The following is a 21,854-nucleotide window of genomic DNA, read 5'->3' on the forward strand; positions in this document are numbered from 1 at the left end:
AGCGACAGAATTAGGTCAACTCGTTTCCTTTTATCATACTTCCGTCTATACTGGTACATGTACATAAGATAATGACGGCAATCCGCAGCATTGCTTCTCGTCCCGCATTTTCTTGACAGGTGACCTTAAATCGACACAATGATGCTCGTTACATCAACAGCTTAGGATGTGTGTTCCCTTGACTTTCTCACGTTATCGTCTTTTCCAGCTTATGCTCTCACTGTCTCTGGCCCTTTTCATTATCTGTCTTGCCGTGCAGCTGACCCTGCTGTTTACGCCGCTATACTACTTTGATGTCCGCCATCTGAACATTATGGCGCAGTCCGGCTTGAGCTACAGGCGGATCGTCGATAATTACAATTACATGATTTACTATCTGCTGAACCCGATGCCGCAGCCATTCCATCTCCCGTCCTTAGCTTACTCCGTGCACGGGCGCATCCATTTTGAAGATGTTAAAAGGATTTTCACCTTCATCGACATTCTGCTCATTGCAACCTTGCTGATCAACGTCACCGGTTTTTGGATCAAAATCAAACACAGAGATTATTATTTTTTAAAAACAGCGGCTATCGCTTTAGCATTTTTTACAATTGTTCCGCTGATTGCTTTTACACTGGACTTTAATGACTCATTTATTATTTTTCATAAAATTTTCTTCAGGAATAATTACTGGATCTTTAACGCTGCAACAGATCCCGTCATCACAATTCTGCCGGAAACCTTCTTTCTCCATGCTGCACTGCTTGTCCTGGGGATCATCATCCTTGGCATTATTGCGCTGACTGTTTTTTACAGAAAGCTGTCGGGAGAAAAATCCGCTAAATGAACAAACAAGCGGATTCTAACCTGAAAAATGAAAACAAACATTGACAGGACAAACATGAACCTCTAAAATAATATAGGTCGTCGTTAGTCTTTTTAAAGACGGGTTCATCTGTCCCAGTAGCTCAGCTGGATAGAGCAACGGCCTTCTAAGCCGTGGGTCACGGGTTCGAATCCCCTCTGGGACATACTAAAAAAGCCTTTATTTTAAAGGCTTTTTTTCTTTTGTTAAATCATGTTTTCTCCCACTAAAAATCATCAAGGTGCAAATCGGGTGCAAAAATGAATTAACACACGTTTATAGGTGGGGTCTAGAGTCAACCAATGTATCCAAACAATAAAATTGTTTAATCGCAAAACAAGTCGTTTAATTTACAATAAAGTGTAGATTTGAAATAAAGATGCACCATTTTGAAAAAAGTCGAATCGTTTATAAAAAAATTGCAACGTTTTCCCCCTTTGGATTGAATATCTAAGGGGTGTTTTTATGTCCAAAAGGAGATGAACATCTGAAGTTAAAAAGTAGATTACGCAAGGTCGAGATACAGAAATCGGCGCAGACTATCCGTGGTTAAAGGTTCAAGATGTCTCCTCATTAGCTCATTCAACTCTTTTGAAAGGAATTAAGAACTAATCGATCGGAATCCATTTAACGACAGAACTCTATATTTTTCATAGAGACAAAATTTTACTTTTAATGAAACATTATCATCAACTTCTCTACATTGCTCAACCGATATTAGGTGGGCATATTCCTGTTCTTATTTTGCAGATGCATTTATAATTGTTAGTAAAAATATTACAATTTTTCAAAAAGTGATTCTTACAAGCAACCCGCCCCATAATCGAAAGGAATGATGGATTTGGCTATTTTATCGACCTATGAAAACACTCAGATTTATTATGAAGAAAAAGGAAATGGCAATCCGCCTATCTTATTAATACACGGTGTAACAAATAGTCATTTAACATTTGATCAGGAATTTGAGTGGATGAGCAAAGAACACTTAGTCGTCCGCTATGATCTACGGGGCCACGGCAACTCATCAAAACCTGAAAAGTACACGCTTGACGATCATATCCATGACGGGATTGCGCTGATCACCCGATTAGGTCTCAGGAATGTCATACTTCTGGGCGAGTCTCTGGGAAGCTACATCGCACAAGGGATCGCAGTCAAACGGCCTGATTTGTTATCAAAGCTGATCCTTGTTGTCCCAGCATCGCATGGTGAAGGATCATCATTTGGGAAAGTGCAACGGGAACACGCCCATGAATTAATCGGTAAAACAAGCGACGAAGCATTCAGGATTTTATTTAAATATGTGATTCATACACCCTCAAGATTGGATCCAATCGTAGAGCAGACGTTACAACATGATCATCTGTCCGTTATCCAAAAACAGGCGGCGATCCAGTCGATCACCCGATTTGATTTCCGAGAAGATCTCCCAAAAATAAAGCTGCCTACACTCGTAATCAGCGGAAAGTTCGATAATTTAAATCCGCCTGACCTGGGAAAAGAAGTTTCAGATTTAATTCCGGATGCGCAATTCATTGAATTTGACAATGAAGGTCATTTGCTAAGACTGGAAAACCCTGAACGTTTTAAAAGGGTCATAAGCAAATTTTTAAACATAAGCTAAACAAATCAATTTAAGGTTCCCACAGATCAAACTTTTTCAAAGACAAAAATTAATCGTATTGATTGATATATGGACGTTCCTACCATATAATTAAACTTTTTTATAAAGCAGAAAGTTCATTCAAGAAGAAAAGTATGGTTTTGTCGAACGCTTTTTAACAAGCTTTATTTTAAAACTACATAAAGTTGTTAACGATACTGAGAAAGAAATCGGAAAGCAGGCCTCGAGTAGGAGGAGATGATTTTCCCCCCCGTCCTCTCAGTCGAGTAGACTTCCACCTACAGGCTCTTACAAACCGTACGTGAACCTCTCGATTCACACGGTTCCTATCATTCACCTTTTACGGTTTCCATCCGAGTGCCCAGTGGCCAAATAATCGAGGTTCTCTCTGGACCAGTTCTTCGAGCCATAATTCAACTCTTTGTGATCGACCTCTTAGATGTTTGAATTCACACATGATCCATTTGATGAGTCTTCGAAGGAAGCAACATACGATGAGAATCCAGATGGATGATCTTACCCCCGGGTGGCATTAATTTTTCCTCAAATGCATAGAATCAAGACAAACCATAAACTTGGACGAAGATGCTTTGCTGTCTATCTAGAATAACGCTTTTGGAGGAACTTAAATGGGAAAAAAAGCCTTTTTAATTCTCTGCTTGGCTCTTGTGACTATTGCTGCAGTTACTGCAGGGGTTTTTTCGATGAAGAATGGCTATGCAAGCAGCACAAAGCAGATCAAAATTCCAGATTCAGAACGATTTGACCTGAGCGGACAACCCTTTAACGGAAAAAAACAAGCAAAAAATATTATCATTGAATTCGGCGATTACCGCTGTCCCTGGTGCTATAAATTTCAGAATGAAGTCTACCCATCCATCCAAAAAAATTTGCTGGATACCGGTAAGGCAAAATTTTATTATATTAATTATACAGTCTTAGGTCCAAACTCATACAAAGCCGCTAACGCAGCTTACTATGTCTCAAAAAAATATCCCAAATCCTTCTTTGCTTTCCATGATGCCCTTTTTCATGCACAGCAAAATGAAAATAAAAATTGGGTGACAGATACATTGTTAATTAGACTTGCTAAAAAAGTTATTCCGAAACTAGACATCCGGCAATTTAAATCAATCATAAAAACCAATAAATATATGAGAAATGTTGAATCTCTTGAAAATAACGCTGAGAAAATTGGGGTTAGAGGAACGCCAACACTTCTTGTCAATGACAAAAACGTAAATCCATTTAATTACGAAGCCATCAAAAAAGAATTGAAATAACTGAATCAAACAGGAAGAAATGGAATCATTTCTGCAAGCATCTAAAAAATGATTCTGTGTTATTTTACTGGCTCTATGAGTTAAAGATTTAAAACGATATATGTGCGACTAAAGGTCACCTGTCAAGACTGAAGAATTTTCAAATAATACTTTAAACTGTTTAAAAATCAATTTTTTCCAAGTATAGTCCACATGCATCCGCCATTCGCCCTGTTTGATTTCGTTCTTTTGAATTTAAAATGCCAGGAATGTTTTCAGCATCTATTTCATTCAATCCGACTTCTATTAACGTTCCGACAATCTTTCTTACCATATTATAAAGAAATCCATTGCCGCTTACTCTAATTTGGATAAAGCCGGTATTTTTTTCGATATCCATAGCATATACTTTGCGCACCGACGTCTTTTTCTTGGACTTGGCATTTGAATAGGAAGTAAAGTCATGTTCGCCAATAAAATATTGGCATGCTTTTTTCATTCGATCAATATCCAGCTCTTTTTCAACGTGCATACTGTACTTTCGCATGAATGGATGCGTATATTCCTTATTCCATATCTTATATAAATAGGTTTTACCCTTAGCATTATAACGTGCATGGAAACGTTCAGGAACAAGCATCACTTCGCTAACACTAATATCTTGAGGTAAATATCTGTTTAGATAACTTTTGACTTCAGATTCAGCCAAATTCTTTTTCAACTTAACATTGGCTATTTGAGCCAGAGCATGCACTCCGGCATCTGTTCGACTGCTCCCAATAATTTCAACTTTTCCTCCCTCCAGCTCTGATAAAACATGCTCTATTTTCCCTTGAATGGTATTTTCATTATTCCCAAGCCGTTGCCAGCCTTTATAACGTCCGCCATCATATTGAATGATCAATTTATAATTCATTGTTTACTCCTTAATTTAGCACTTAATGATTCGCTCACGTGCCTAAAATACGTCTGTTCGTCCTTCACCAGTTGTAACAATTATTAACTTAGCGAACCACATTCTTTCAAATATTTTTATAAAACCTCATTTACTTATGATACGGTTCTCCGCAATCAATGTAAATGAGGTCTATTTTCAAAAACTGATCCTTTAAAGAGCCTGTTCAAAAACGTGGCGAAGGGGATGGTTGCAGGCTAAAAACGCAACATCGTGTTGCAACGCCTGCACTAGGTCATCCATGACCGTCGGAAGGTCGAGGTAGCGAAGTTTCGAGGACCAGAGGAACAAGCGTGCGTTGAGATTCGCCGTTGATCATTCGGTGACTTTTTGAACGCCCCCTTAAAATAAAATTTTACTCCAAGATAAAAGCTTTAATGTTCCTTATCTTGAAAACTTGTTTCTCACGTTGGCAGTGTAAAGAATTTCTTTTCGCCAGAGTTCTGTTGCGCATTAAGGCGCCACCCACCGAAGGCTTCTGATCTTAGGGATATAAAAATATATACAGCCGCAATCAAACAATCAAAACCATCGGGACATTTTATCGAAAACAAATAGCTCCGCATGATACTCTCTGGCAAAACATCGTTGAAAGTCGAGGAGACTTATTTTTCCTGCTTGCCGTAAAGATCATCTTCGAACGTGTATTCTCTACAATTCTTTTATATTGAATATGCTTTTGTGACTAAAGAGAAGTATAAGTTAATTGTATACTTATTTATTCTTTTTACACTATCATTCTGCCATTTGCCATTGTAGAAACTTTCTTTATTTCATTTCACAAATATGCTTAAGCTGTTTATTCATTGCTTCGAATCCAGCCTTAGTGCTTTTATCAAGCGTGTTTTTAAGAAGGGGAACCAATATACCATAAAATTTTTCCCGCTGAATAAATAGGGTAGCATTGTTTGGAATGTTTATTATTTCAAATATGTGCTCCCCATCAAATAAACCAGGTATAACTATGTGCCCCAGCCAACGAAATTCCTTGCATCTTTGGAACTTCAACACCTTTGGTTTAAGAATCATACCTTTAGATCCGGCAGAGGCCATTTTTACCTCTATCTTTGTACCTTCCATCGGTTTTCCCTTTAAATATTTAATGAACGGATTCCACTCAGGATAGCGTTTGAAGTCAGTCAACACATCCCACACCCTGTTTGCAGTCGCTTTAATTTGTATTTCTGTTCTTATTTCCCTCAAGGCACTCATCTCCTAAATACTTTTTCCTTCTATTACTTTGTGACTGCTGAATCAATAAGTGAAGGTAAGAATTAAATTTCTTTTTTTACAGTTCTGCAAGATCAAAAATCCATGTGTTCTCAAGATTTTTATTCAAAGGAGTCCAGGCAACTTGTTGAAGTAGTGATGTTCCCTAGTGTGATATATGGGATCTCCTCCGTTAAATCAAACTTTGCCTGACAACAATGAATCGAAAACTATCGGAAGAAGATTCAATCCAAATAAGTGTCTTTGCTTGGTAGCGCCTTGATTATCCATAGGTATGTTTAAAATCATCCGTATACTTGAGACCGTAGCCCAACATTCTATCCATAAAAATGTGGCACAACCATATCAATCCTAATGCGATCCAGATATCATCAGTCAAACACAGACCCAAAACAACAACAATCGTTGGAACAAACAGGACATGAAAGACGTTATAACAGTAGGCACCAATTGTTGTATTAATTCCATAACCAATTGCACTGATATCCGGAACTAAGAGCAGGGCAATGAACCAAAAGAAGGAATAATGAAAATGAGCAAAGTACAAATACAGGACCAAGATGAAAAATACGGTGTTTTCAATTTTCACCAAGAATATGGGCTGTGCGAATTTCATTTACTAACCCCATTTCTAGCCAATCTTTATCCAAATGTAAAAGTCCACAATTATTGCAAAGATTTGATGATTGCATCATAGGCGACTTGTTTATTACCTACCTGGCAATACTGTTCACCGCCAGTAGATTCATCAAGTACCACACCTGCTATGGACTTAACATTCACTAAACGTTGTTTGAAACAGTCGAAACGTTCAAAATTGTACATATTGGTCACAGATTCCAGCGAGCAGCAATACATCCTGAGTGATACGATCTTCAATTCCATTCAAAGTATACTGTATAACAGTTTTAATCATTATAGACGGTGTTGCAATACATGTAATACCATCGTGTTAACCGGATGATTCGGTTTGCTTAGCAAATGGCGCCCAAGCTGGAGAACCGGCTCTCAGTATCATGGATTTTAGTGGCTGCTTCACGAATGGATTGTCGCCCATAACGATTACAGTAATAAGGCTCCATAAATCGATTAATTTGAAAGTTAAACTGTTCGTTGCCCATATACGTTTGAAACATTGTCCGATTCCCCTCCCATAATATTATTGAACGTCATTTGCCCGATAGCCAGAATTAAAAAGCAGATGAATGGTACATAAGCCACAATTATAGTACAATGTGATCCATAAGTGACATATTGATTTATTTCGTCAAAGGGAGCCTTCCGATGAACAAGTCAGATTTACGAGTTATTAAAACAAAACGACTGCTGGGCGAAACCATGATTACTTTACTACAGCAAGAAAGTTTTAAGGATGTGACGGTCCAACAATTATGTGATGAATCGTTGACCGCACGCAGCACCTTTTATCGGCATTATTCAGATAAATACGCATTACTTGAAGAAATGGTTAAACACTATACCGATGATTTTGAAAAATACATTACCGAACGAATGCATCAAAAAGATATTACTGCTATTGTGCAGCAATTGGCCCATCACTTAGTAGAAAATCGACAGGCCATTTTGTCGTTATTAAATGTACACGAAGAACATGCGAATTTAAGCGATGCATTGCAAGCCATCTTATGTAAACATGTTTTACAATTAATCAATGCACGACAACTGGCAGTCCAGATTCAAGTGCCTGCTCACTATTTAGCTAATCTTTACGTTTCTAATACGATGACATTTATTACATGGACATTGACTAACGGTGAAGATAATCATATTGTGCACTTAATGAACCGGATTCAAAACAGCTTAGTAATCAATAAGTAAGGGAAAGATCCGATTTTTGCCGTTGGTAATGAATTAAACAGACAGGGTTAAATAAAAAAAAGAATCTGCAATGTTACTGCTCTATAATTGTTTAAAATACTGATTACATTACAAATTCAATTTAGGTAATTGTTTTTGTGATCGCGCAGCAGGACAGGAGACAGATGAAAAATCTGCTTTGAAATTGCCGGTAATTGAACAGATAACAAAATTCACCTGACAGGCTTGAAGATGTTTCTTGTCCGGATCATAAAAGTTGCCAGTAAATGCCCACTTTAGTATCAGAAATCGAGCAGCCAGTGCAAGCGATCCAGACTCTTCTTCGGATCAAATTGAATACCTTTAACATTGAACCCTCGGCCGATCGCGTTTTATAAGAGCTGAATCCGTCGCTCTGGAGGTCATTCCCTGCTCAAGTGCCGCTTAGGTAAAGACCTTCAGCGTATCACCACTGATATCCGTAACGATCTGCATTTTTACGCATTTGGGAAGCCCCGCAGGAAGGAGAGAGACAAACCGATCACCACTATCTCCGTGCCACGTCCACCATTTTTTCCCCCTTAAGCTGGCACACCGAAAGAAGCGTCATCCATTTCATTGAAAACAAATAGTTTTCGCACGCCTGCTCGGTAGCAGAACACTGTCGAAAATCGAAAAGATTCAGTTGTTCTGTTTCGAACATACATTCTTCATAGTTCACAGAGAACATATATTCTTAACAAAAGAGAAACATGAGCTAAAGGTACACTCATATTAACTAATTGATAGTTCAAGAGCGAGGTTAAGGTTATTATAAAATTCTGTAGCTGCTTCCGATAAAATTCTCTTTTTTATCTTGCTAATTCGTACCGAATGTTTTTCTGTCGAATGATCTGGATCCTTAGCTTAATAAAACATGCCTATCGCCTATTCCGCTAATCCCTATATCCGCATAGATTAAAAACGTACCTAAACATATTAGGGAGGAGCGGAAATATGAATATTGAGGATCAGCAATATTATGTTCCATATGGCGATTATGAAAATATAAATCCAAGTTGGTATCAACGGCCTGACAGCCTGCAGCAACAAGTTCTTCATTCGATTGACCCTGCTGTAAACCACGGTTTACGGGAAGCTCAGCATCTTGGCTATAAGCATGCATTAACAGAAGCTGTTGCGATCGGTTATTTAATGGGGAGAGGCTACGATTTCGATTCTGCTTGGAAAACCGTTGAATCTTGGTGGCATGGAACTCACCTTCCGACCCAGTATTAATCGCTGCCATCCGATGAAATATCCTATTTTTTACCTCAGCCAGACCATACGTGTAAATCAGACTAAGGGATGTCTCGCAAAATTATCCTATTGATCATTTACTCGCCCATTGAAATCTTCACACAAAGTTCTGGAGAATTATTTCTCACAAGAACCTTGACGGATTGAGGCGGAACAGTATTTCCACAGTGGGCAACTGTTTTGACTTCAGATAGTTTCTCTGTGTGGTCATGTTCATTGATGTAGCTGTTATACAAAAATAGTCTCTCTGGATAATTGAGCTGCTTAACTGGCAGGCGATGATTTTTTCTTTCAAACTTGCCTGCTCTTCAATTGGGCACTTTAGTCATCCCACATTCATTTATCCGCTCATATAATGCAGCATCAATTGATAAGGAGGGTGTCTCTAATGTGGGGTCATCCTGTTGACAGCGCATGCGGATGCGGTTCTGGTTATGGATATGGTGGCTATGGATATGGCTGAGGTTTCGCGTTGATCATCGTTTTGTTTATTCTGCTTATTATCATTGGCACAACTTTTGTTTATTGATGTAAATTTAATCAGTAACCATTGGCTCATATTACAGACCACTCTTTCAGAGGGCACCTGCACCCAGGTGCCCTCTGAAACATTTTTCAAAACGAATTGTTATCCCAACTCAATGAGTCATTTTACTGCATCCATTTGTCCTCTCTGGATCACTTGACCCGTTCATAATTACAAATATCCCGTGATGATTGGGAGATAAGTATCATCTGCAATACTGCTTATCCAGCGAGCGGATATGGTTTCGGGATTTGATGCACTTTCTGTCGATATGTTCTTACCTGACCACTTTCTCCATGTGATACAATGACTTTATTAAGCCGCCAACGGTCATGTATACTTTCTAAAACCTATAAGGGAGCGGATCAAAATGAATCACAAGACTTTGCACGCTCATCACCTGGATCTGCATAAGCAGCATAACGAACGTGTCGCTAAATTCCACAGATTCCATGCAGCACAAATCACCAAGGGCAGAAACGGAAGCGGCTTTTTTGCCAAACTCGAAAGGTACTTTTACAAAAAAGTGATTATTCGTTTCGTCAGATAAAAATTATCATTTAATCGGAATGCCAGGATGCCTGTAACTGGGTATCCTTTTTTTCCCACAGTCCACTGATACTTCTTCCTGCATCGCTCTGACATTTCCTTCAATTGGGCTTTTCAATTATTCCACATTCATCTATCCGCTCATATAATGCATCATCAATTGATAAGGGGGTGTCTTTTATGTGGGGTTATCCTGGTTATCCTGTTGATGGCGCGTGCGGATGTGGTCCTGGATATGGTGGTTATGGATTTGGTCGTGGTTTTGCCTTGATCATCGTTCTTTTCATCCTGTTGATTATCATTGGAGCAACTTTTGCTTATTAATGTTATTTCCGCTGCAATCAATAACTGAGCCACCACCAATTGCCCAAACCACTCCTTTAGAGGGCACCTCGCATCCAGGTGCTCTTTTGAGTATTCAAATTTTCCCCTGTCGTTCTTTCAATCTCTATAACGTAATCCATAGGCGGCGGCTCATGTCGCTATTTACCAGCAAGGAACGGTACCAGGCAGTCATCACGCTCACGCTCCTGCTTCTCTGCCTCACCTTCATTAAACGGGCTTTTTTACTCATCTATCTGTCCCTTTCGTGAATGTGTTTCATACATAAAATGTATTATCACGTGATGAGGAGGTGTTCGATTATGTGTTCTTGTGGTGGATACAGCGGTGGATATGGCAGCGGTAGCAGCTTTGCGCTTATCGTCGTTCTGTTTATTTTGTTGATCATTGTCGGTACTGCATTCGTTTACTAAAAATTTCCGTAACCGTCGACAACCCCATACAGTACCTCCTCTTTAGAGGACACCTTGCACCGGGTGTCCTATTTAACTATTTCCCCGCTATTTCTGTCCTGTGCTGGAGTCAGCGCTGTTAGAATAATCATTGCCCTATTTATTAAGAACACCAGCTTAGAACGATAACAGCACCAGCCAGACCAAGTAGTATGGCGTGTCTTGATGGTTTATCTAAATAGCTTCATGCCAGCCTAAGTTATTCAAAACACATTTTTCTGAAGCATCACTTATTTTGAGAATGATCAGATCCGGTCAGAGCTATAAGAAATATTTTATGCACCCTTTATTCATCAGCGGTACTTTCTTCCGTTTATGATTTTTTGTTTTTATCTGCGCATAATATCACTGAGGTGATATGAATGCTGCGAACGATGTGGAAAGGATCAATCCAATTTGGTTTGGTCTATATACCCATTAAACTTTACACGGCAACGGAAGATAAAGACATTAAACTGCGGATGCTTCATAAGGACTGTATGGCGCCGATTAATTATACAAGAACATGTTCAAAATGTGGTAAAGAGGTAAAGAATGAAGATATTGTGAAGGGATATGAATATACGCCTGGGCAATTCATCGCGATAAGCGAAGAAGAAATCAATGATTTACAGGATGACATGAGTAAAAGCGTTGAAATCATAAATTTTGTCAATCTCAGCGATATTGATCCTATTTACTTTGAAAAGTCTTATTTTATCGGACCTGATAGCGGTCAAGGATTACGGGCATATTCTCTGCTTCGGCAGACGATTAGCGATTCGGGAAAAATCGGGCTGGCCAATATCATTATGAGATCTAAGCAGCATCTTGCGGCGATCCGAAGTTATGGAAACGGGATGCTGCTTGAGACACTGTTTTATCCCGATGAAGTTCGGGCCATGAATGATGTCCCCGGTCTCAATGATATCATCGCTGAAAATGCACCGAAAGAAGTAGAGATCGCTACACAGCTGGTTGAACAGCTTACCGCTGAATTTAAACCGGAAAACTATAAAGATAATTATCGGCTCAAGCTTGAACAATTAATCACAAACAAAGTGGCCGGTGTGAAACCTGCGCAAAAAGAAGAGATACCGAAAGCTAATAATGTGGTTGATCTTTTATCTGCTCTGGAGGCCAGTGTCAAGCAAAACAAGCCCAAGAAGAAAACAACGTCACGACGGAAAAAGACAATATAATGAAACTTAAACCAATCAAACCGTTTGAACCGGTCATGGTCGATAAAATTCCAGCCGGCCCCGGCTGGATTCATCAGATAAAGTGGGACGGAGTCCGAATACTGACTTACTTTGATGGCAAAGAAATTAAACTGTTTAATCGAAATCAAAATGAACGAACACAAAATTACCCCGAACTCACAGATGTGAAATCATATGTTTCCGCTCAATCCGTTATCTTGGACGGCGAAGTCATCGCTCTAGGGGCCGACGGTAAGCCGTCGTTTCATGAAATTATGCGACGCGATGGTATCAGACGATATGAACGGGTGAAGACCATGATGCAAAAAGTGCCCATCTTTTACATGATTTACGATGTCATTTACTTCAACGGCGAGTGGATCAACAATGAGACGCTCAAAGCAAGAACGGGTTTGCTGTCTAAAATAATAAGAACAAACGATACGATCCAGGTCCTGTCAGCACAAACAAATGGCGTAGCCTTATTTGATACCGTCAGGCAGCAGAACATGGAGGGGATCGTTTCAAAAAGGCTTGACAGCAGCTATATTTTGAGCGGCAAAGATGATCGGTGGCAGAAAGTCAAAAATTATAAAGATCTGATCGCTGTTGTCGGCGGCGCGACCTACCGGCAAGGAAAAGTGAATGCCATTCTGCTTGGTCTCTACAATGAGCAGAATCAGCTCATCTATGTTGGACATTCGGGATCAGGAAAGCTGTCGTCGGCAGAGTGGGGTATCATCGCCCAATTTATTGAGCGTATAAAAATAGAAAAGTCACCTTTCTCTAATCAACCCAAAGAAGGAAGACAAGCTCAATGGATCCGGCCGGTTTTAACCGTTAAAGTGCACTATACAAATTGGACAGCTGACCGATCATTAAGGCAGCCTGTCATCCAGTCTTTTGTGAATCAAGATCCCAAATTGTGCAGATTTGAGGCATAGCATATGAATGTATCCATTAATAAAGACATCGAAATTACTCACCCTGAAAAAACGCTTTGGCAAAATCCATCGATTAACAAAGCACAATTCATTTCTTATCTTGTAAAAGTTTCACCCCACATGCTTCCTTTTTTGAGGAATAGAGCATTAACCGTCATCCGCTATCCGCACGGTGTCCCCGGAGAATCCTTTTTCCAAAAACATTGTCCCGACTACGCACCAGAATTTATTCAAACCGTAAATGTCAATGATGAAGAAAGCATTCTTTGTAATGACTTATCGACGCTTATTTGGCTTGGAAATCAGCTGGCTATTGAATATCATATTCCTTTTCAGGCCGTGAATAGCGACTATCCAAATGAAGTCGTCTTTGACCTAGATCCGCCCGACCGTCAGCATTTTTCTCTGGCCATTAAAGCGGCAAAAGAAATGCATGAGATGTTTATTCGTTTTGGTATCGTCAGCTATCCTAAGCTTTCCGGCAGCAGGGGTATTCAAATACACATTCCTGTTCACCATCTCACGCTACCCTACGCGGATACCCGTCTGTTCACATCCTTCATCGCCCGTGTGCTTACCGAAAAATTTTCTAGCGCTTTCACAATTGAACGGCTGAAGAAAAACCGGAACGGCCGGCTGTACATTGATTACGTCCAGCATGCCAGAGGAAAGACCATTGTCTGCCCCTACTCTCCCCGAGGGAAAGAAGGGGCGACAGTTGCTGCACCTCTGCGGTGGGAAGAAGTAAATGATCAATTAAACATGGAAACATTCACGATACCTTTTGTATTGAAGAGAATATCAAACGAGGAATGTCCCATGAAAGATTACTTCAATCAAAGTAATAAAACATTATTGCCCTTAATTGATTTCATTAAGAAAAACGCATAAATAATTAATGCGGCCTCCCTTCTTTAAAGAAGAATTATGAAGCGATCATCATTGAGAGAACAATGCGGGTTGTTTGCATTTGTACGATTCCCCTTTGTTTTTATATCCAATGTTTATTTGTCCGAATCAAGCCGAGTTTTGTCCAGTTATTGTCCCAATCCAAACCATTACTGTCCGGTTCAGGCCTGCTTCCGTCTTAATTCGATTCAGGGACACTATACCATTCATAAAGACAGCACGATTCAGTATTGATAATTTCCAATACCCGGTTTTGTTTAATCATTTTAGTAACTTTTATGTATCTGGAGAAACATGTTTTCTGTCCACCCATTTTTCAATGTACCAACACACCGTCAATTTCATACACTATCCAAAAACGTGGAGTTGATCGCATGGCGGTACGGATTGACATATCAACATCAAAACATGAATTAAAGCTGTTTGATGATCACAGTCTTATCAAAACTTATCCCATCGCCGTTGGTAAGAGATCGTCCCCCACGCCTATTGGAAGCTACCTGATTATTAATAAACAATCGAATCCCGGCGGCCCCTTTGGTGTGCTTTGGATGGGTTTGTCAAAACCCCATTACGGTATACATGGGACAAACACCCCATCCTCAATTGGCAAGGATGTGTCGCTCGGATGCATTAGGATGTTCAATTCGGATGTTTTAGACTTGTCGTCTAAAATTCCGATTGGGACCAGAGTTTTTATTCATCAATGATATTTTGTTATCTTGTCTGCTGGGCATTCGCCGTTAAACAATCACAAATGACCACACACAACTTTGTTGCTAAAATTAACAAAGCTGTCCCTATTGATGAGTCAGGCCATCAATAGCCTTATCAGTCGTAACAAGCCCTGATTGTTCCCCCCTCTTGTTTAAATGGTTGTTTCCACTGATTTATTTATCCCTGTCACATACACCAATCCCTCCATATACTGAATTAACACGTGATAAGGAGGTGTCACTTATGGGATATGATGGTGGATACAGTGGCGCTGGCAGCAGCTTTGCTCTGATCGTTGTTCTGTTCATTCTGTTGATCATTGTTGGCACAGCATTCGTCTATTAAAAAAAATCTTCCTGCGAGTCGCCGTGCACACATGCAGCGCTCCTTTAAGGGAATCCCCGCACCGGGTTCCCTTTTTATTATACCGTTAAGAATGGGTATCCCTTTTATCGACGTGAAGTGTTCCATCACTTTGAATTTCTGCAAAAAAGACGTCATTAATTGAACCAACTCCTGAATTTTTCAATTGAGTCTGAATCCATTCTCTGTCCAAATTTAATTCCTTTAAATTATGTTCCACTATTTTTCCATCGACTATGATTTCAGCCGGCAAAAAGAGTGGTTGATGCGTTGGAATATGAAGATCCTTTTTTGTAACCGTCTGCTGGCCGGACTTTTTAAGTACAGCCAGTTGACCGTCCGTTTCAAGAATGGCATAGTCTACGTCTTCAACGGAAAATACATTATTGCATCTGAGCAACATTTTCAAAGTATCCATATTCAGTTCTGCAGAGCGCATCGCCTTTTCAATAATTTTTCCTTTTTTTATAACGATTAAAGGTTCGCCATTAAGAATTAATCTTGCCCTGGGCGACTTAAGACTTAAGTAACCAATAAGAAGGGCAGCGAATGTCCAAATACCCAGGCTTATAAAGCCCTGAATGATACCAATAGTCTTGTCAATTACAATGTTTGCAGTAATCGAACCTAATGTAATCCCGGTTGCATAATTGAAAGAGGTCGAGTGATTTAATTGAATTTTCCCTAAAACGCGTGTTAGCAGCAGTAATACAAAAAATGCCCCCAGTGATCTTTCCAGCATCTCGAAGATATCCAAGGCAATGCCCCTTTAGCTTTTTATTTATTTTTACCTGAACATTGGAAAATAATCGCCTGTTGATAACAGGGCGTGATTTTCTTACCGCTTTTCTTTCAAGTACTCTCATTACCATTAACACGTGTCGATTTTCGAACATTCGCCTTCCTTCGCCAAATGTGATAAAAAATACTGGCGTGCTGTGTTGAGAAAACAACGCTTAATCATTTATCCCATTATTTCTCCCCTGCTTCGAGATCCGATCATCCATGTAATAAGTCCAATTTTGACGTTCTCAGCCTTTATCCGTATCTGTCCGCTATAGATTGCATTTACTAATAGTGAAAGAGGTGATCCATATGGGTGAAGAACACCATGATCCCGGCTGTAAAAATAAGCCAATTTACTGCGATCCTCGGTATATCGTTCACGACACTTTTGTGCCTCGATTCGTTCCAGTCATACATCCGATTGTTCATGTGAACAGGCAAAACATCGTCAACGTTCCGCGCCATATTTTTCAGAATTCCGAGCAAACAGAAGTCATTGATCCCGGCTATCCGGATAAGTGTCAAGTATGCTCGCGCCCCCAATGTCCGGGATGGTTTTGGTAAATATTCATGGCCTCTCTTTGTTTGAGAGGCTTTTCTTGTTTTCTTGAATCGCACGATCCATTTTTGGAACCTGGACTTCCGGAACAGACTGAGCCTTAGCACACCCGATACCCTATTTTTATACATAGCTTAATAACATAAGAAAAAGAGCCCCTTTCGGAGCCCTAAAATAATGAAACTAAAGAGAGTATCCCACTACTCAGATTCAGAATGGTCTTAGTGTCGAAAATTGTCAAAAAATATGCTTATGCAGATCTGCACAAAGTAAAAGATTTTCACATTCCAAAAAAAATAAGCACCATTAAAGGGCTTAAAATAAAATCTATTTTAACAGGGGTTAATCAATGCTTTAACAGTTATTACTATAACAGATTTGTTTTACAAAAAAATGACTGCTTTCTAAATGAATTGTAAATTATTGTCCGGAAGCATCATTCAATCTGATTCGCAATTTCACCTGATTGTCCATCCGATTTGATCCCAACTACGCCATGGCCTGCAATAAAATAAAAGAACACTTGTCAATGCTTGCTTCAACCAGTTAGATCGATTTTTATAACGATGCCACAATTATCCGCCTATGGTATAAATCAGGTCAAAATCAAATTTTCCAGTAACTCCGCTAAAATGACAACCCACTTAATATCTATGAATAATCTATCAGAAAAATTGATGAATTAGTAGACTGCGTAAGAGAAATATTGCTTTTATATTCCATGCATTCCGATTTTAAGAAGGATGCACTAAATTTCATACCTTCTGGAATAATAGCTGCAATTCAATAATTTTTTATCGATAAACAATAAATTAATACTGTATTTCGATAAATAACGGTGGTATACTCTTTTCGATGATCAATCAGAGGTAGGTGCTTATGTTGATTCTTGGTGAAAAGGGGCTTTCAGGACTCGTCAAGCGATTGCTGGATTTACTTTTTTTAGGCGGAATAGGGTTGTTCCTCAGTCTGCCATGGTCAGTGAAATGGTACATGAGTCTGCTTTTTTACAGACCGGGTGAAAAATATTGGTTTTTGCTCTTTTTTCTTTATGTTACCGGCTTTTTCGCGCTGCAGATTGTGTATGAAATAAGGCAGATTTTTAAAACGCTGAACAGACGAAATCCTTTTAAGATGGACAATGTCAAAAGCCTAAATCGAATTGCTACTGCATCTTTTCTTATTTCCATCGCCTACATTGTCAAAATTATTTTTTTCAACTCTTTTATGACGATTATTCTTGTGATGGTATTTATTATCACGGGCTTTTTTTCAGTTATTCTTGCTGAAGTATTCCGCCAGGCAGTAATCGTCAAAGAAGAAAACGACTTAACTATTTAAAGAGGTGCAAGATGGCTATTGCTGTAAATCTTGATGTCGTCATGGCTAAAAAGAAAATGAGCGCATCCGAGCTGGCATCGAAAGTGCACATTACACCTGCAAATCTTTCGATCTTGAAAAATAACAAAGCCAAAGCCATCCGTTTTTCTACATTGGAGGCCATATGCAAGGCTTTAGATTGCCAGCCGGGTGATTTATTGGAATATGTTGCTGATGATTAATGAGCAATGGGAAAAAATTGATTTTCGTAATAGGCAAAGGAGCGTTTGAAAATGGATGATCTTACAGTGAAAAACAGAACAGTTAACCGTCATCATGTTCCGATCCTGCATAGAAAAAGCAATCTCCTTCTGTTAAGTGCCGCGTTGCTTGGCACCCTTGTTGATGTGTTATTTTACGATAAATTTTTAGGTGTTTCGTATCCTGTCTTTGTCATTGCTTTTTATGTTTTGTTTCTTTGGAATGTGCGAAAGAAAGTTCAGGTAAAGTTGGATCTCGGCTGGCTCTTGCTGATCCCAATTTTTATGCTGTCATTTGCTTATTTGTTCTTTTCCAATCTTGTCTTTTATGCTTTGAATTTTATCGTCATCCCGGTCCTCGTTGTCATGCAGACCACATTGATCACCAAAAGCGCAAAAAGAAAATGGTATTCCGTTTATTTTATCGCTGATCTTCTTTATAGTTTTTTTTACCGGCCGTTTGCCTGTATTGCCCTACCATTTATGTTTGTGGCCAAGGCACTCAGTTCAAGAATCGGCATAAAGAAGGACAGTGCTTTTCTAAAAGTTTTCTTTGGCATCTTAATTACAATTCCTCTGCTCGCTCTGATTGTCTCGCTACTCGCCTCAGCCGATCAGGTGTTTGGACACTTTGTCGATCAGATTCCGTCTCTATTTGACGCTATTAATCTCGACGCACTGATGCCAAGGTTTCTGCTTGCAACACTTACGGCGCTCCTGTCGTTCAGCTATATCTGGAGCCTTATGAAACCGAAGCCGGTATCCATCCTCCTGCCGGAAGCAAGCACTCCATTCGCTAAAAACAATGGGTTTGATCCTGTTATCGCGATGACCTTTTTAAGCATCATCAATGCGATTTATGTGCTTTTTACCTTGATACAATTTTCATACTTATTTGGCGGTTTTTCGTTCGCACTCCCGGCAAATTTCACCTATGCGGAATACGCCCGCAGAGGTTTTTTTGAATTGATTGTTGTCACGTTAATCAATTTCAGCATTTTATTGTTTCTCCTTTATTTTACAAAACAGGATGGAAAGACCATCAATCGAATGATTCGGTTCTTAGAATCTCTGCTTGTTGTCTGTACTTTAGTCATGCTGGTTTCCGCTTTTGTCAGAATGTACTTATATGAACAGATGTATGGCTATACGTATCTACGTGTATTGACACATGCTTTTATGATCTTTCTGTTTGTCCTTTTCATCTTTACTTTTTACCGCGTTTGGAAGGAAAACGTGAAACTCTACAAATTTTATTTGCTGACCGCAATTACCGCCTTTGTAATCATTAATTATATGAACATTGATGTGCTGATTACGAAATTCAATATACAGAGATATGATCACACGGGAAAAATTGATGTTGATTATCTCACATCGCTCTCCGATGACGCAATTCCGGAGATGACAGAACTGCTTCATGCAAAGGATGCCACAACCGCAGGAAAAATTGAGAACTATTTATTGGAAAGGAGACAATACCTCGAAAAAAAGCACCCGTGGCAATCCTTCAACTTATCCCATTATAAAGCGGAAAAAGTGCTTTCTAATTATAATCTTCACCTGAACAACAAATAAAATTCTTTCCGATTTACCAAAGAAGACTAATCTTCAATGTCCCTGCCAATTTTTGCTCATTATCGAAGACGATCAGCGCGGACGGCATGCCAAATATCGTCGCACAATGATGATGTGCTGTTTCCTGTTTTTGTATCACATGTTTCCCGGCAAACAAACCAAAATAAATCTGTACCTAATTTATTGGAGGTGAAATCAAATGAGAAATAACAATGCTTTCTGGTCGTTTATCGCAGGATGCGGTGCAACGCTCGCCTTTTTTTGGATGAGAAATAATCAGAATGCCATGCCAAATTGGGCAAAACGTCCAATGAATCAAATGGGTAAAACGGCACAGCAGGTCGCCGGCGCTTTCAATCCCCAAGGCTAATCATTCGAATATCGCCATGATCAAATAAGTCCCGGTTGAAAAACCCGGGGCTTATTTGATGTATATTTATTTATTTTATGACTGTGTCCCGCAGACCGTGGATATTTTTTCACGCGCAGGAAATATTAATGTTGAATTCGTTTGAAAAAGGGGATATAGCACATGTCGAGACTGATGAATATTGCCGAAACAGCGCTGGATACAATGAAATCTCTAACGGACAACAAAAAAGGACCGCTTCATGTCGGTGAGATCATGGACTGTTGGACGTACGCTTCATATCTGGACGGAGTCATTGATCAATACCTGGTTGCACGGAATACGACACAGGATAAAGAACTCCTGGACTTGTTTAAAGAAGCGTCTGACGTCACGATGGCCCATAAAAAAGAACTGGATCAATTCATGAAGGAGGAACATATTCCGCCAACGGACGGCTATCATCCGAAACCAAAATCAGATGCCAACGCAATTCCAAACAGTGTGAGGCAAACAGATAAAGAGCTGATTAATGTACTGCAAATTAATGTTGTTTTTGCAGTAGAGCAATGTGCACGTGCAGCCACCAGAAGCCTTCGCGCAGATGTAGGCATCATGTTTTTTAAATTTCAGACGGACAAAATGATGATCGGGTTAAAATCAAAATCACTTGCGCAAAAAAAAGGATGGCTCAGAATTCCGCCTTCCTGCAACCAGACATTGTTAAATTGACTCATAAAAGATACTGACATCAGCTTAGGCAGAAGAACACATTTCCCTGTGGGTGAATATCCTGTTCATTGCAAAGGAGGAATGTGAAGTGAATGAAGAAATCGGCCAGTTTTATGATCAGCGGAATGTACCGAGTAATTTAACGAATAATTATCCGATGGCAGAAAATCCGGGCCATCACCACGATTACAAAAAGATTAAAGGTTTATGTCAAAAACACCTTAACCATTATGTGATCGGCCACTTAACCGATGGAAGGATCATTGAAGGCATCATTTTAAGCGTCGATGATGAATCAGTGACTATGCTCATTGTAGAAAAAGATCAGCATGCAAGGGAAGACGACAGCCGGCAATTCGGGCGTTTCCCCGGCTTTTTCCGTTTTTCTCCCTTTCGGGTTCCATTTTCTTTTTTCGGGCCCCCATTTTTTTCACCATTTTTTTCACCATTTTTCTGGATTTAAAGCATCAATGTCTGACCCCGCCGTCCGGGCGGGATTTTTTATACTGTTACCTTCAAAGTTCATACATTGACTGTAAAAACTTTATCAAGGTCGTGATCATTATGCCTTCAGAGCATATCAGCATGACTGCGGCCGAGTCAAGAAATCATTTGCGAATGCTCTGGGGGCAGCATGTTTACTGAACCGGCTGACGATTAGTGGAATTGTGTTGGGTTGGTCCGACAGTGAGTACACAGCGGCGCGCCTGTTCAGGAATCCAAAAGATTTTGAACAGGCTCCGGGCTCCACTTTACGGTCGTGGAACTGCATCAAAATTTGCAAAGCTTTTCATGAATCATTTGGCGATGGCAGTCCAAGAAACGCCGATAGTATTGCTGTTTTTCTTGAATGAATTGAAAGTGGTCCATGCGCGGAGTGGAGAAATAATGATCGGCAAAGTGTGAAGTTCCGATGAAGCAAACTATTTTATGTAGCGCCGGTATTGACCGGCGTTTAAAATCCGGGGCCCGTGAGTCAGTTAATTCAGATGAGTCCGATATCTGTCCCATAACACAGAACCAATACACGGAAGAATGACAACAATTATACCAAACACACCTACTGCTACCATCTCTCTCACTCTCCTTGTATAATTGAAAGCGCTTCATCATCTACATTATACTCCGCGATCCGTGACTGATACAATTAATTTGTCCTAAATCGACAATCCATCTTCAGCAGTTTTTCATAAAAAAAACAGGATCTGTTGCAGATCCTGAAATGGGGGGGTATTGCTTCATTCAGTTATAA

At 39.7% G+C, this 21,854-nt stretch carries 25 protein-coding genes, 1 tRNA gene and 1 pseudogene; 21 read left to right on the plus strand and 6 right to left on the minus strand.

The annotated features are described in order from the left end of the window. Positions 1-178 precede the first annotated feature (178 nt). From COP04_RS14945 to COP04_RS14965, 4 genes are all read left to right on the plus strand, one after another. Complete coding sequence (locus COP04_RS14945) at positions 179-829, plus strand: TIGR01906 family membrane protein (RefSeq protein ID WP_100488737.1); 651 nt, start codon at positions 179-181, stop codon at positions 827-829. 110 nt (positions 830-939) lie between these two features. Beyond that, positions 940-1,013: transfer RNA gene (locus COP04_RS14950), tRNA-Arg, on the plus strand. A 675-nt stretch (positions 1,014-1,688) separates the two neighbouring features. Next, a complete protein-coding gene (locus COP04_RS14960; protein WP_162297112.1) occupies positions 1,689-2,471 on the plus strand; it encodes an alpha/beta fold hydrolase in 783 nt (260 codons plus the stop codon). A 629-nt stretch (positions 2,472-3,100) separates the two neighbouring features. Beyond that, positions 3,101-3,754, plus strand: coding sequence for a DsbA family protein (locus COP04_RS14965; RefSeq protein WP_100488739.1), 654 nt, complete (start codon positions 3,101-3,103; stop codon positions 3,752-3,754). A gap of 160 nt (positions 3,755-3,914) precedes the next feature. On the opposite strand, the gene truA is transcribed toward COP04_RS14965, so the two are convergent. From truA to COP04_RS19720, 4 genes are all read right to left on the minus strand, one after another. Then, a complete protein-coding gene (gene truA / locus COP04_RS14970; protein ID WP_100488740.1) occupies positions 3,915-4,649 on the minus strand; it encodes a tRNA pseudouridine(38-40) synthase TruA in 735 nt (244 codons plus the stop codon). 807 nt (positions 4,650-5,456) lie between these two features. Further along, on the minus strand, positions 5,457-5,891 hold the full coding sequence (locus COP04_RS14975; protein ID WP_100488741.1) for an SRPBCC domain-containing protein: 435 nt from the start codon (positions 5,889-5,891) through the stop codon (positions 5,457-5,459). Between the two features lie 289 nt (positions 5,892-6,180). Continuing rightward, the gene (locus tag COP04_RS14980) at positions 6,181-6,534 is read right to left on the minus strand and encodes a DUF4260 domain-containing protein (RefSeq protein WP_100488742.1); all 354 of its coding nucleotides are present in this window, start codon (positions 6,532-6,534) and stop codon (positions 6,181-6,183) included. Positions 6,535-6,892: 358 nt separating this feature from the next. Then, on the minus strand, positions 6,893-7,054 hold the full coding sequence (locus tag COP04_RS19720) for a hypothetical protein (protein WP_157800328.1): 162 nt from the start codon (positions 7,052-7,054) through the stop codon (positions 6,893-6,895). Between the two features lie 148 nt (positions 7,055-7,202). On the opposite strand from COP04_RS19720, the gene COP04_RS14985 reads away from it, so the two are divergent. The 11 genes and pseudogenes from COP04_RS14985 to COP04_RS15035 all read left to right on the plus strand — a co-directional run bounded on the left by COP04_RS14985 (position 7,203) and on the right by COP04_RS15035 (position 15,000). Continuing rightward, entirely contained in the window at positions 7,203-7,757 is a 555-nt protein-coding gene (locus COP04_RS14985; RefSeq protein ID WP_100488743.1) for a TetR/AcrR family transcriptional regulator, read from the plus strand. Positions 7,758-8,732: 975 nt separating this feature from the next. After that, positions 8,733-9,014 carry a hypothetical protein gene (locus COP04_RS14990; RefSeq protein WP_100488744.1) on the plus strand — a complete coding sequence of 94 codons (282 nt, stop codon included), beginning with the start codon at positions 8,733-8,735 and terminating at the stop codon, positions 9,012-9,014. Between the two features lie 487 nt (positions 9,015-9,501). Then, a pseudogene (locus COP04_RS20615) lies at positions 9,502-9,564 on the plus strand (YjcZ family sporulation protein); the annotation flags it as partial. A 367-nt stretch (positions 9,565-9,931) separates the two neighbouring features. Then, positions 9,932-10,111 carry a hypothetical protein gene (locus COP04_RS15000; RefSeq protein ID WP_100488745.1) on the plus strand — a complete coding sequence of 60 codons (180 nt, stop codon included), beginning with the start codon at positions 9,932-9,934 and terminating at the stop codon, positions 10,109-10,111. 179 nt (positions 10,112-10,290) lie between these two features. Beyond that, positions 10,291-10,434 carry a YjcZ family sporulation protein gene (locus tag COP04_RS15005; RefSeq protein ID WP_100488746.1) on the plus strand — a complete coding sequence of 48 codons (144 nt, stop codon included), beginning with the start codon at positions 10,291-10,293 and terminating at the stop codon, positions 10,432-10,434. A 320-nt stretch (positions 10,435-10,754) separates the two neighbouring features. After that, entirely contained in the window at positions 10,755-10,865 is a 111-nt protein-coding gene (locus tag COP04_RS15010; protein WP_100488747.1) for a YjcZ family sporulation protein, read from the plus strand. A 401-nt stretch (positions 10,866-11,266) separates the two neighbouring features. Next, positions 11,267-12,085: a non-homologous end joining protein Ku gene (gene ku / locus COP04_RS15015; RefSeq protein WP_100488748.1), complete on the plus strand. Its 819-nt coding sequence runs from the start codon at positions 11,267-11,269 to the stop codon at positions 12,083-12,085. After that, entirely contained in the window at positions 12,085-13,029 is a 945-nt protein-coding gene (locus COP04_RS15020) for an ATP-dependent DNA ligase (RefSeq protein WP_100488749.1), read from the plus strand. The genes ku and COP04_RS15020 overlap by 1 nt, the downstream gene beginning before the upstream one ends. A gap of 3 nt (positions 13,030-13,032) precedes the next feature. Next, positions 13,033-13,920 carry a non-homologous end-joining DNA ligase gene (gene ligD / locus COP04_RS15025; RefSeq protein WP_100488750.1) on the plus strand — a complete coding sequence of 296 codons (888 nt, stop codon included), beginning with the start codon at positions 13,033-13,035 and terminating at the stop codon, positions 13,918-13,920. 392 nt (positions 13,921-14,312) lie between these two features. Then, positions 14,313-14,648 carry a L,D-transpeptidase gene (locus COP04_RS15030; RefSeq protein ID WP_100488751.1) on the plus strand — a complete coding sequence of 112 codons (336 nt, stop codon included), beginning with the start codon at positions 14,313-14,315 and terminating at the stop codon, positions 14,646-14,648. 250 nt (positions 14,649-14,898) lie between these two features. Beyond that, positions 14,899-15,000 carry a YjcZ family sporulation protein gene (locus tag COP04_RS15035; RefSeq protein ID WP_100488752.1) on the plus strand — a complete coding sequence of 34 codons (102 nt, stop codon included), beginning with the start codon at positions 14,899-14,901 and terminating at the stop codon, positions 14,998-15,000. 85 nt (positions 15,001-15,085) lie between these two features. Here the strand turns inward: COP04_RS15035 and COP04_RS15040 are convergent, their stop codons facing one another. Further along, on the minus strand, positions 15,086-15,775 hold the full coding sequence (locus COP04_RS15040; RefSeq protein ID WP_239984896.1) for a YetF domain-containing protein: 690 nt from the start codon (positions 15,773-15,775) through the stop codon (positions 15,086-15,088). Positions 15,776-16,089: 314 nt separating this feature from the next. Continuing rightward, positions 16,090-16,329 carry a hypothetical protein gene (locus COP04_RS19725; RefSeq protein WP_157800329.1) on the minus strand — a complete coding sequence of 80 codons (240 nt, stop codon included), beginning with the start codon at positions 16,327-16,329 and terminating at the stop codon, positions 16,090-16,092. A gap of 913 nt (positions 16,330-17,242) precedes the next feature. Between COP04_RS19725 and COP04_RS15055 the strand changes: the two genes are divergently transcribed. The 6 genes from COP04_RS15055 to COP04_RS15075 all read left to right on the plus strand — a co-directional run bounded on the left by COP04_RS15055 (position 17,243) and on the right by COP04_RS15075 (position 21,065). Next, positions 17,243-17,704, plus strand: coding sequence for a DUF2975 domain-containing protein (locus COP04_RS15055; RefSeq protein WP_100488755.1), 462 nt, complete (start codon positions 17,243-17,245; stop codon positions 17,702-17,704). Between the two features lie 11 nt (positions 17,705-17,715). After that, positions 17,716-17,925 carry a helix-turn-helix domain-containing protein gene (locus tag COP04_RS15060; protein ID WP_100488756.1) on the plus strand — a complete coding sequence of 70 codons (210 nt, stop codon included), beginning with the start codon at positions 17,716-17,718 and terminating at the stop codon, positions 17,923-17,925. A 51-nt stretch (positions 17,926-17,976) separates the two neighbouring features. After that, on the plus strand, positions 17,977-19,521 hold the full coding sequence (locus COP04_RS15065) for a DUF4153 domain-containing protein (RefSeq protein ID WP_100488757.1): 1,545 nt from the start codon (positions 17,977-17,979) through the stop codon (positions 19,519-19,521). A 199-nt stretch (positions 19,522-19,720) separates the two neighbouring features. Further along, on the plus strand, positions 19,721-19,891 hold the full coding sequence (locus tag COP04_RS19730) for a hypothetical protein (RefSeq protein WP_157800330.1): 171 nt from the start codon (positions 19,721-19,723) through the stop codon (positions 19,889-19,891). A gap of 162 nt (positions 19,892-20,053) precedes the next feature. Next, positions 20,054-20,602 carry a DUF3231 family protein gene (locus COP04_RS15070; protein WP_100488758.1) on the plus strand — a complete coding sequence of 183 codons (549 nt, stop codon included), beginning with the start codon at positions 20,054-20,056 and terminating at the stop codon, positions 20,600-20,602. Between the two features lie 88 nt (positions 20,603-20,690). Continuing rightward, the gene (locus COP04_RS15075) at positions 20,691-21,065 is read left to right on the plus strand and encodes a hypothetical protein (protein WP_193437426.1); all 375 of its coding nucleotides are present in this window, start codon (positions 20,691-20,693) and stop codon (positions 21,063-21,065) included. Positions 21,066-21,854 lie beyond the last annotated feature (789 nt).

The sequence above is a fragment of the Sporolactobacillus pectinivorans genome (assembly GCF_002802965.1).
GTDB classification, from domain to species: Bacteria; Bacillota; Bacilli; order Bacillales; family Sporolactobacillaceae; genus Sporolactobacillus; species Sporolactobacillus pectinivorans.

What these genes read in the sequence shown, in the direction of transcription:
- COP04_RS19730 (WP_157800330.1), top strand. Translation starts at nt 19,721, where the DNA reads ATGAGAAATAACAATGCTTTCTGGTCGTTTATCGCAGGATGCGGTGCA.
- COP04_RS15000 (WP_100488745.1), top strand. Translation starts at nt 9,932, where the DNA reads ATGAATCACAAGACTTTGCACGCTCATCACCTGGATCTGCATAAGCAG.
- COP04_RS15035 (WP_100488752.1), top strand. Translation starts at nt 14,899, where the DNA reads ATGGGATATGATGGTGGATACAGTGGCGCTGGCAGCAGCTTTGCTCTG.
- COP04_RS14980 (WP_100488742.1), bottom strand. Translation starts at nt 6,534, where the DNA reads ATGAAATTCGCACAGCCCATATTCTTGGTGAAAATTGAAAACACCGTA.
- COP04_RS15060 (WP_100488756.1), top strand. Translation starts at nt 17,716, where the DNA reads ATGGCTATTGCTGTAAATCTTGATGTCGTCATGGCTAAAAAGAAAATG.
- COP04_RS15070 (WP_100488758.1), top strand. Translation starts at nt 20,054, where the DNA reads ATGTCGAGACTGATGAATATTGCCGAAACAGCGCTGGATACAATGAAA.
- ku (WP_100488748.1), top strand. Translation starts at nt 11,267, where the DNA reads ATGCTGCGAACGATGTGGAAAGGATCAATCCAATTTGGTTTGGTCTAT.
- COP04_RS14990 (WP_100488744.1), top strand. Translation starts at nt 8,733, where the DNA reads ATGAATATTGAGGATCAGCAATATTATGTTCCATATGGCGATTATGAA.
- COP04_RS15005 (WP_100488746.1), top strand. Translation starts at nt 10,291, where the DNA reads ATGTGGGGTTATCCTGGTTATCCTGTTGATGGCGCGTGCGGATGTGGT.
- COP04_RS14985 (WP_100488743.1), top strand. Translation starts at nt 7,203, where the DNA reads ATGAACAAGTCAGATTTACGAGTTATTAAAACAAAACGACTGCTGGGC.
- COP04_RS15055 (WP_100488755.1), top strand. Translation starts at nt 17,243, where the DNA reads ATGTTGATTCTTGGTGAAAAGGGGCTTTCAGGACTCGTCAAGCGATTG.
- truA (WP_100488740.1), bottom strand. Translation starts at nt 4,649, where the DNA reads ATGAATTATAAATTGATCATTCAATATGATGGCGGACGTTATAAAGGC.
- COP04_RS15020 (WP_100488749.1), top strand. Translation starts at nt 12,085, where the DNA reads ATGAAACTTAAACCAATCAAACCGTTTGAACCGGTCATGGTCGATAAA.
- COP04_RS14965 (WP_100488739.1), top strand. Translation starts at nt 3,101, where the DNA reads ATGGGAAAAAAAGCCTTTTTAATTCTCTGCTTGGCTCTTGTGACTATT.
- COP04_RS19720 (WP_157800328.1), bottom strand. Translation starts at nt 7,054, where the DNA reads ATGTTTCAAACGTATATGGGCAACGAACAGTTTAACTTTCAAATTAAT.
- ligD (WP_100488750.1), top strand. Translation starts at nt 13,033, where the DNA reads ATGAATGTATCCATTAATAAAGACATCGAAATTACTCACCCTGAAAAA.
- COP04_RS15030 (WP_100488751.1), top strand. Translation starts at nt 14,313, where the DNA reads ATGGCGGTACGGATTGACATATCAACATCAAAACATGAATTAAAGCTG.
- COP04_RS15010 (WP_100488747.1), top strand. Translation starts at nt 10,755, where the DNA reads ATGTGTTCTTGTGGTGGATACAGCGGTGGATATGGCAGCGGTAGCAGC.
- COP04_RS15065 (WP_100488757.1), top strand. Translation starts at nt 17,977, where the DNA reads ATGGATGATCTTACAGTGAAAAACAGAACAGTTAACCGTCATCATGTT.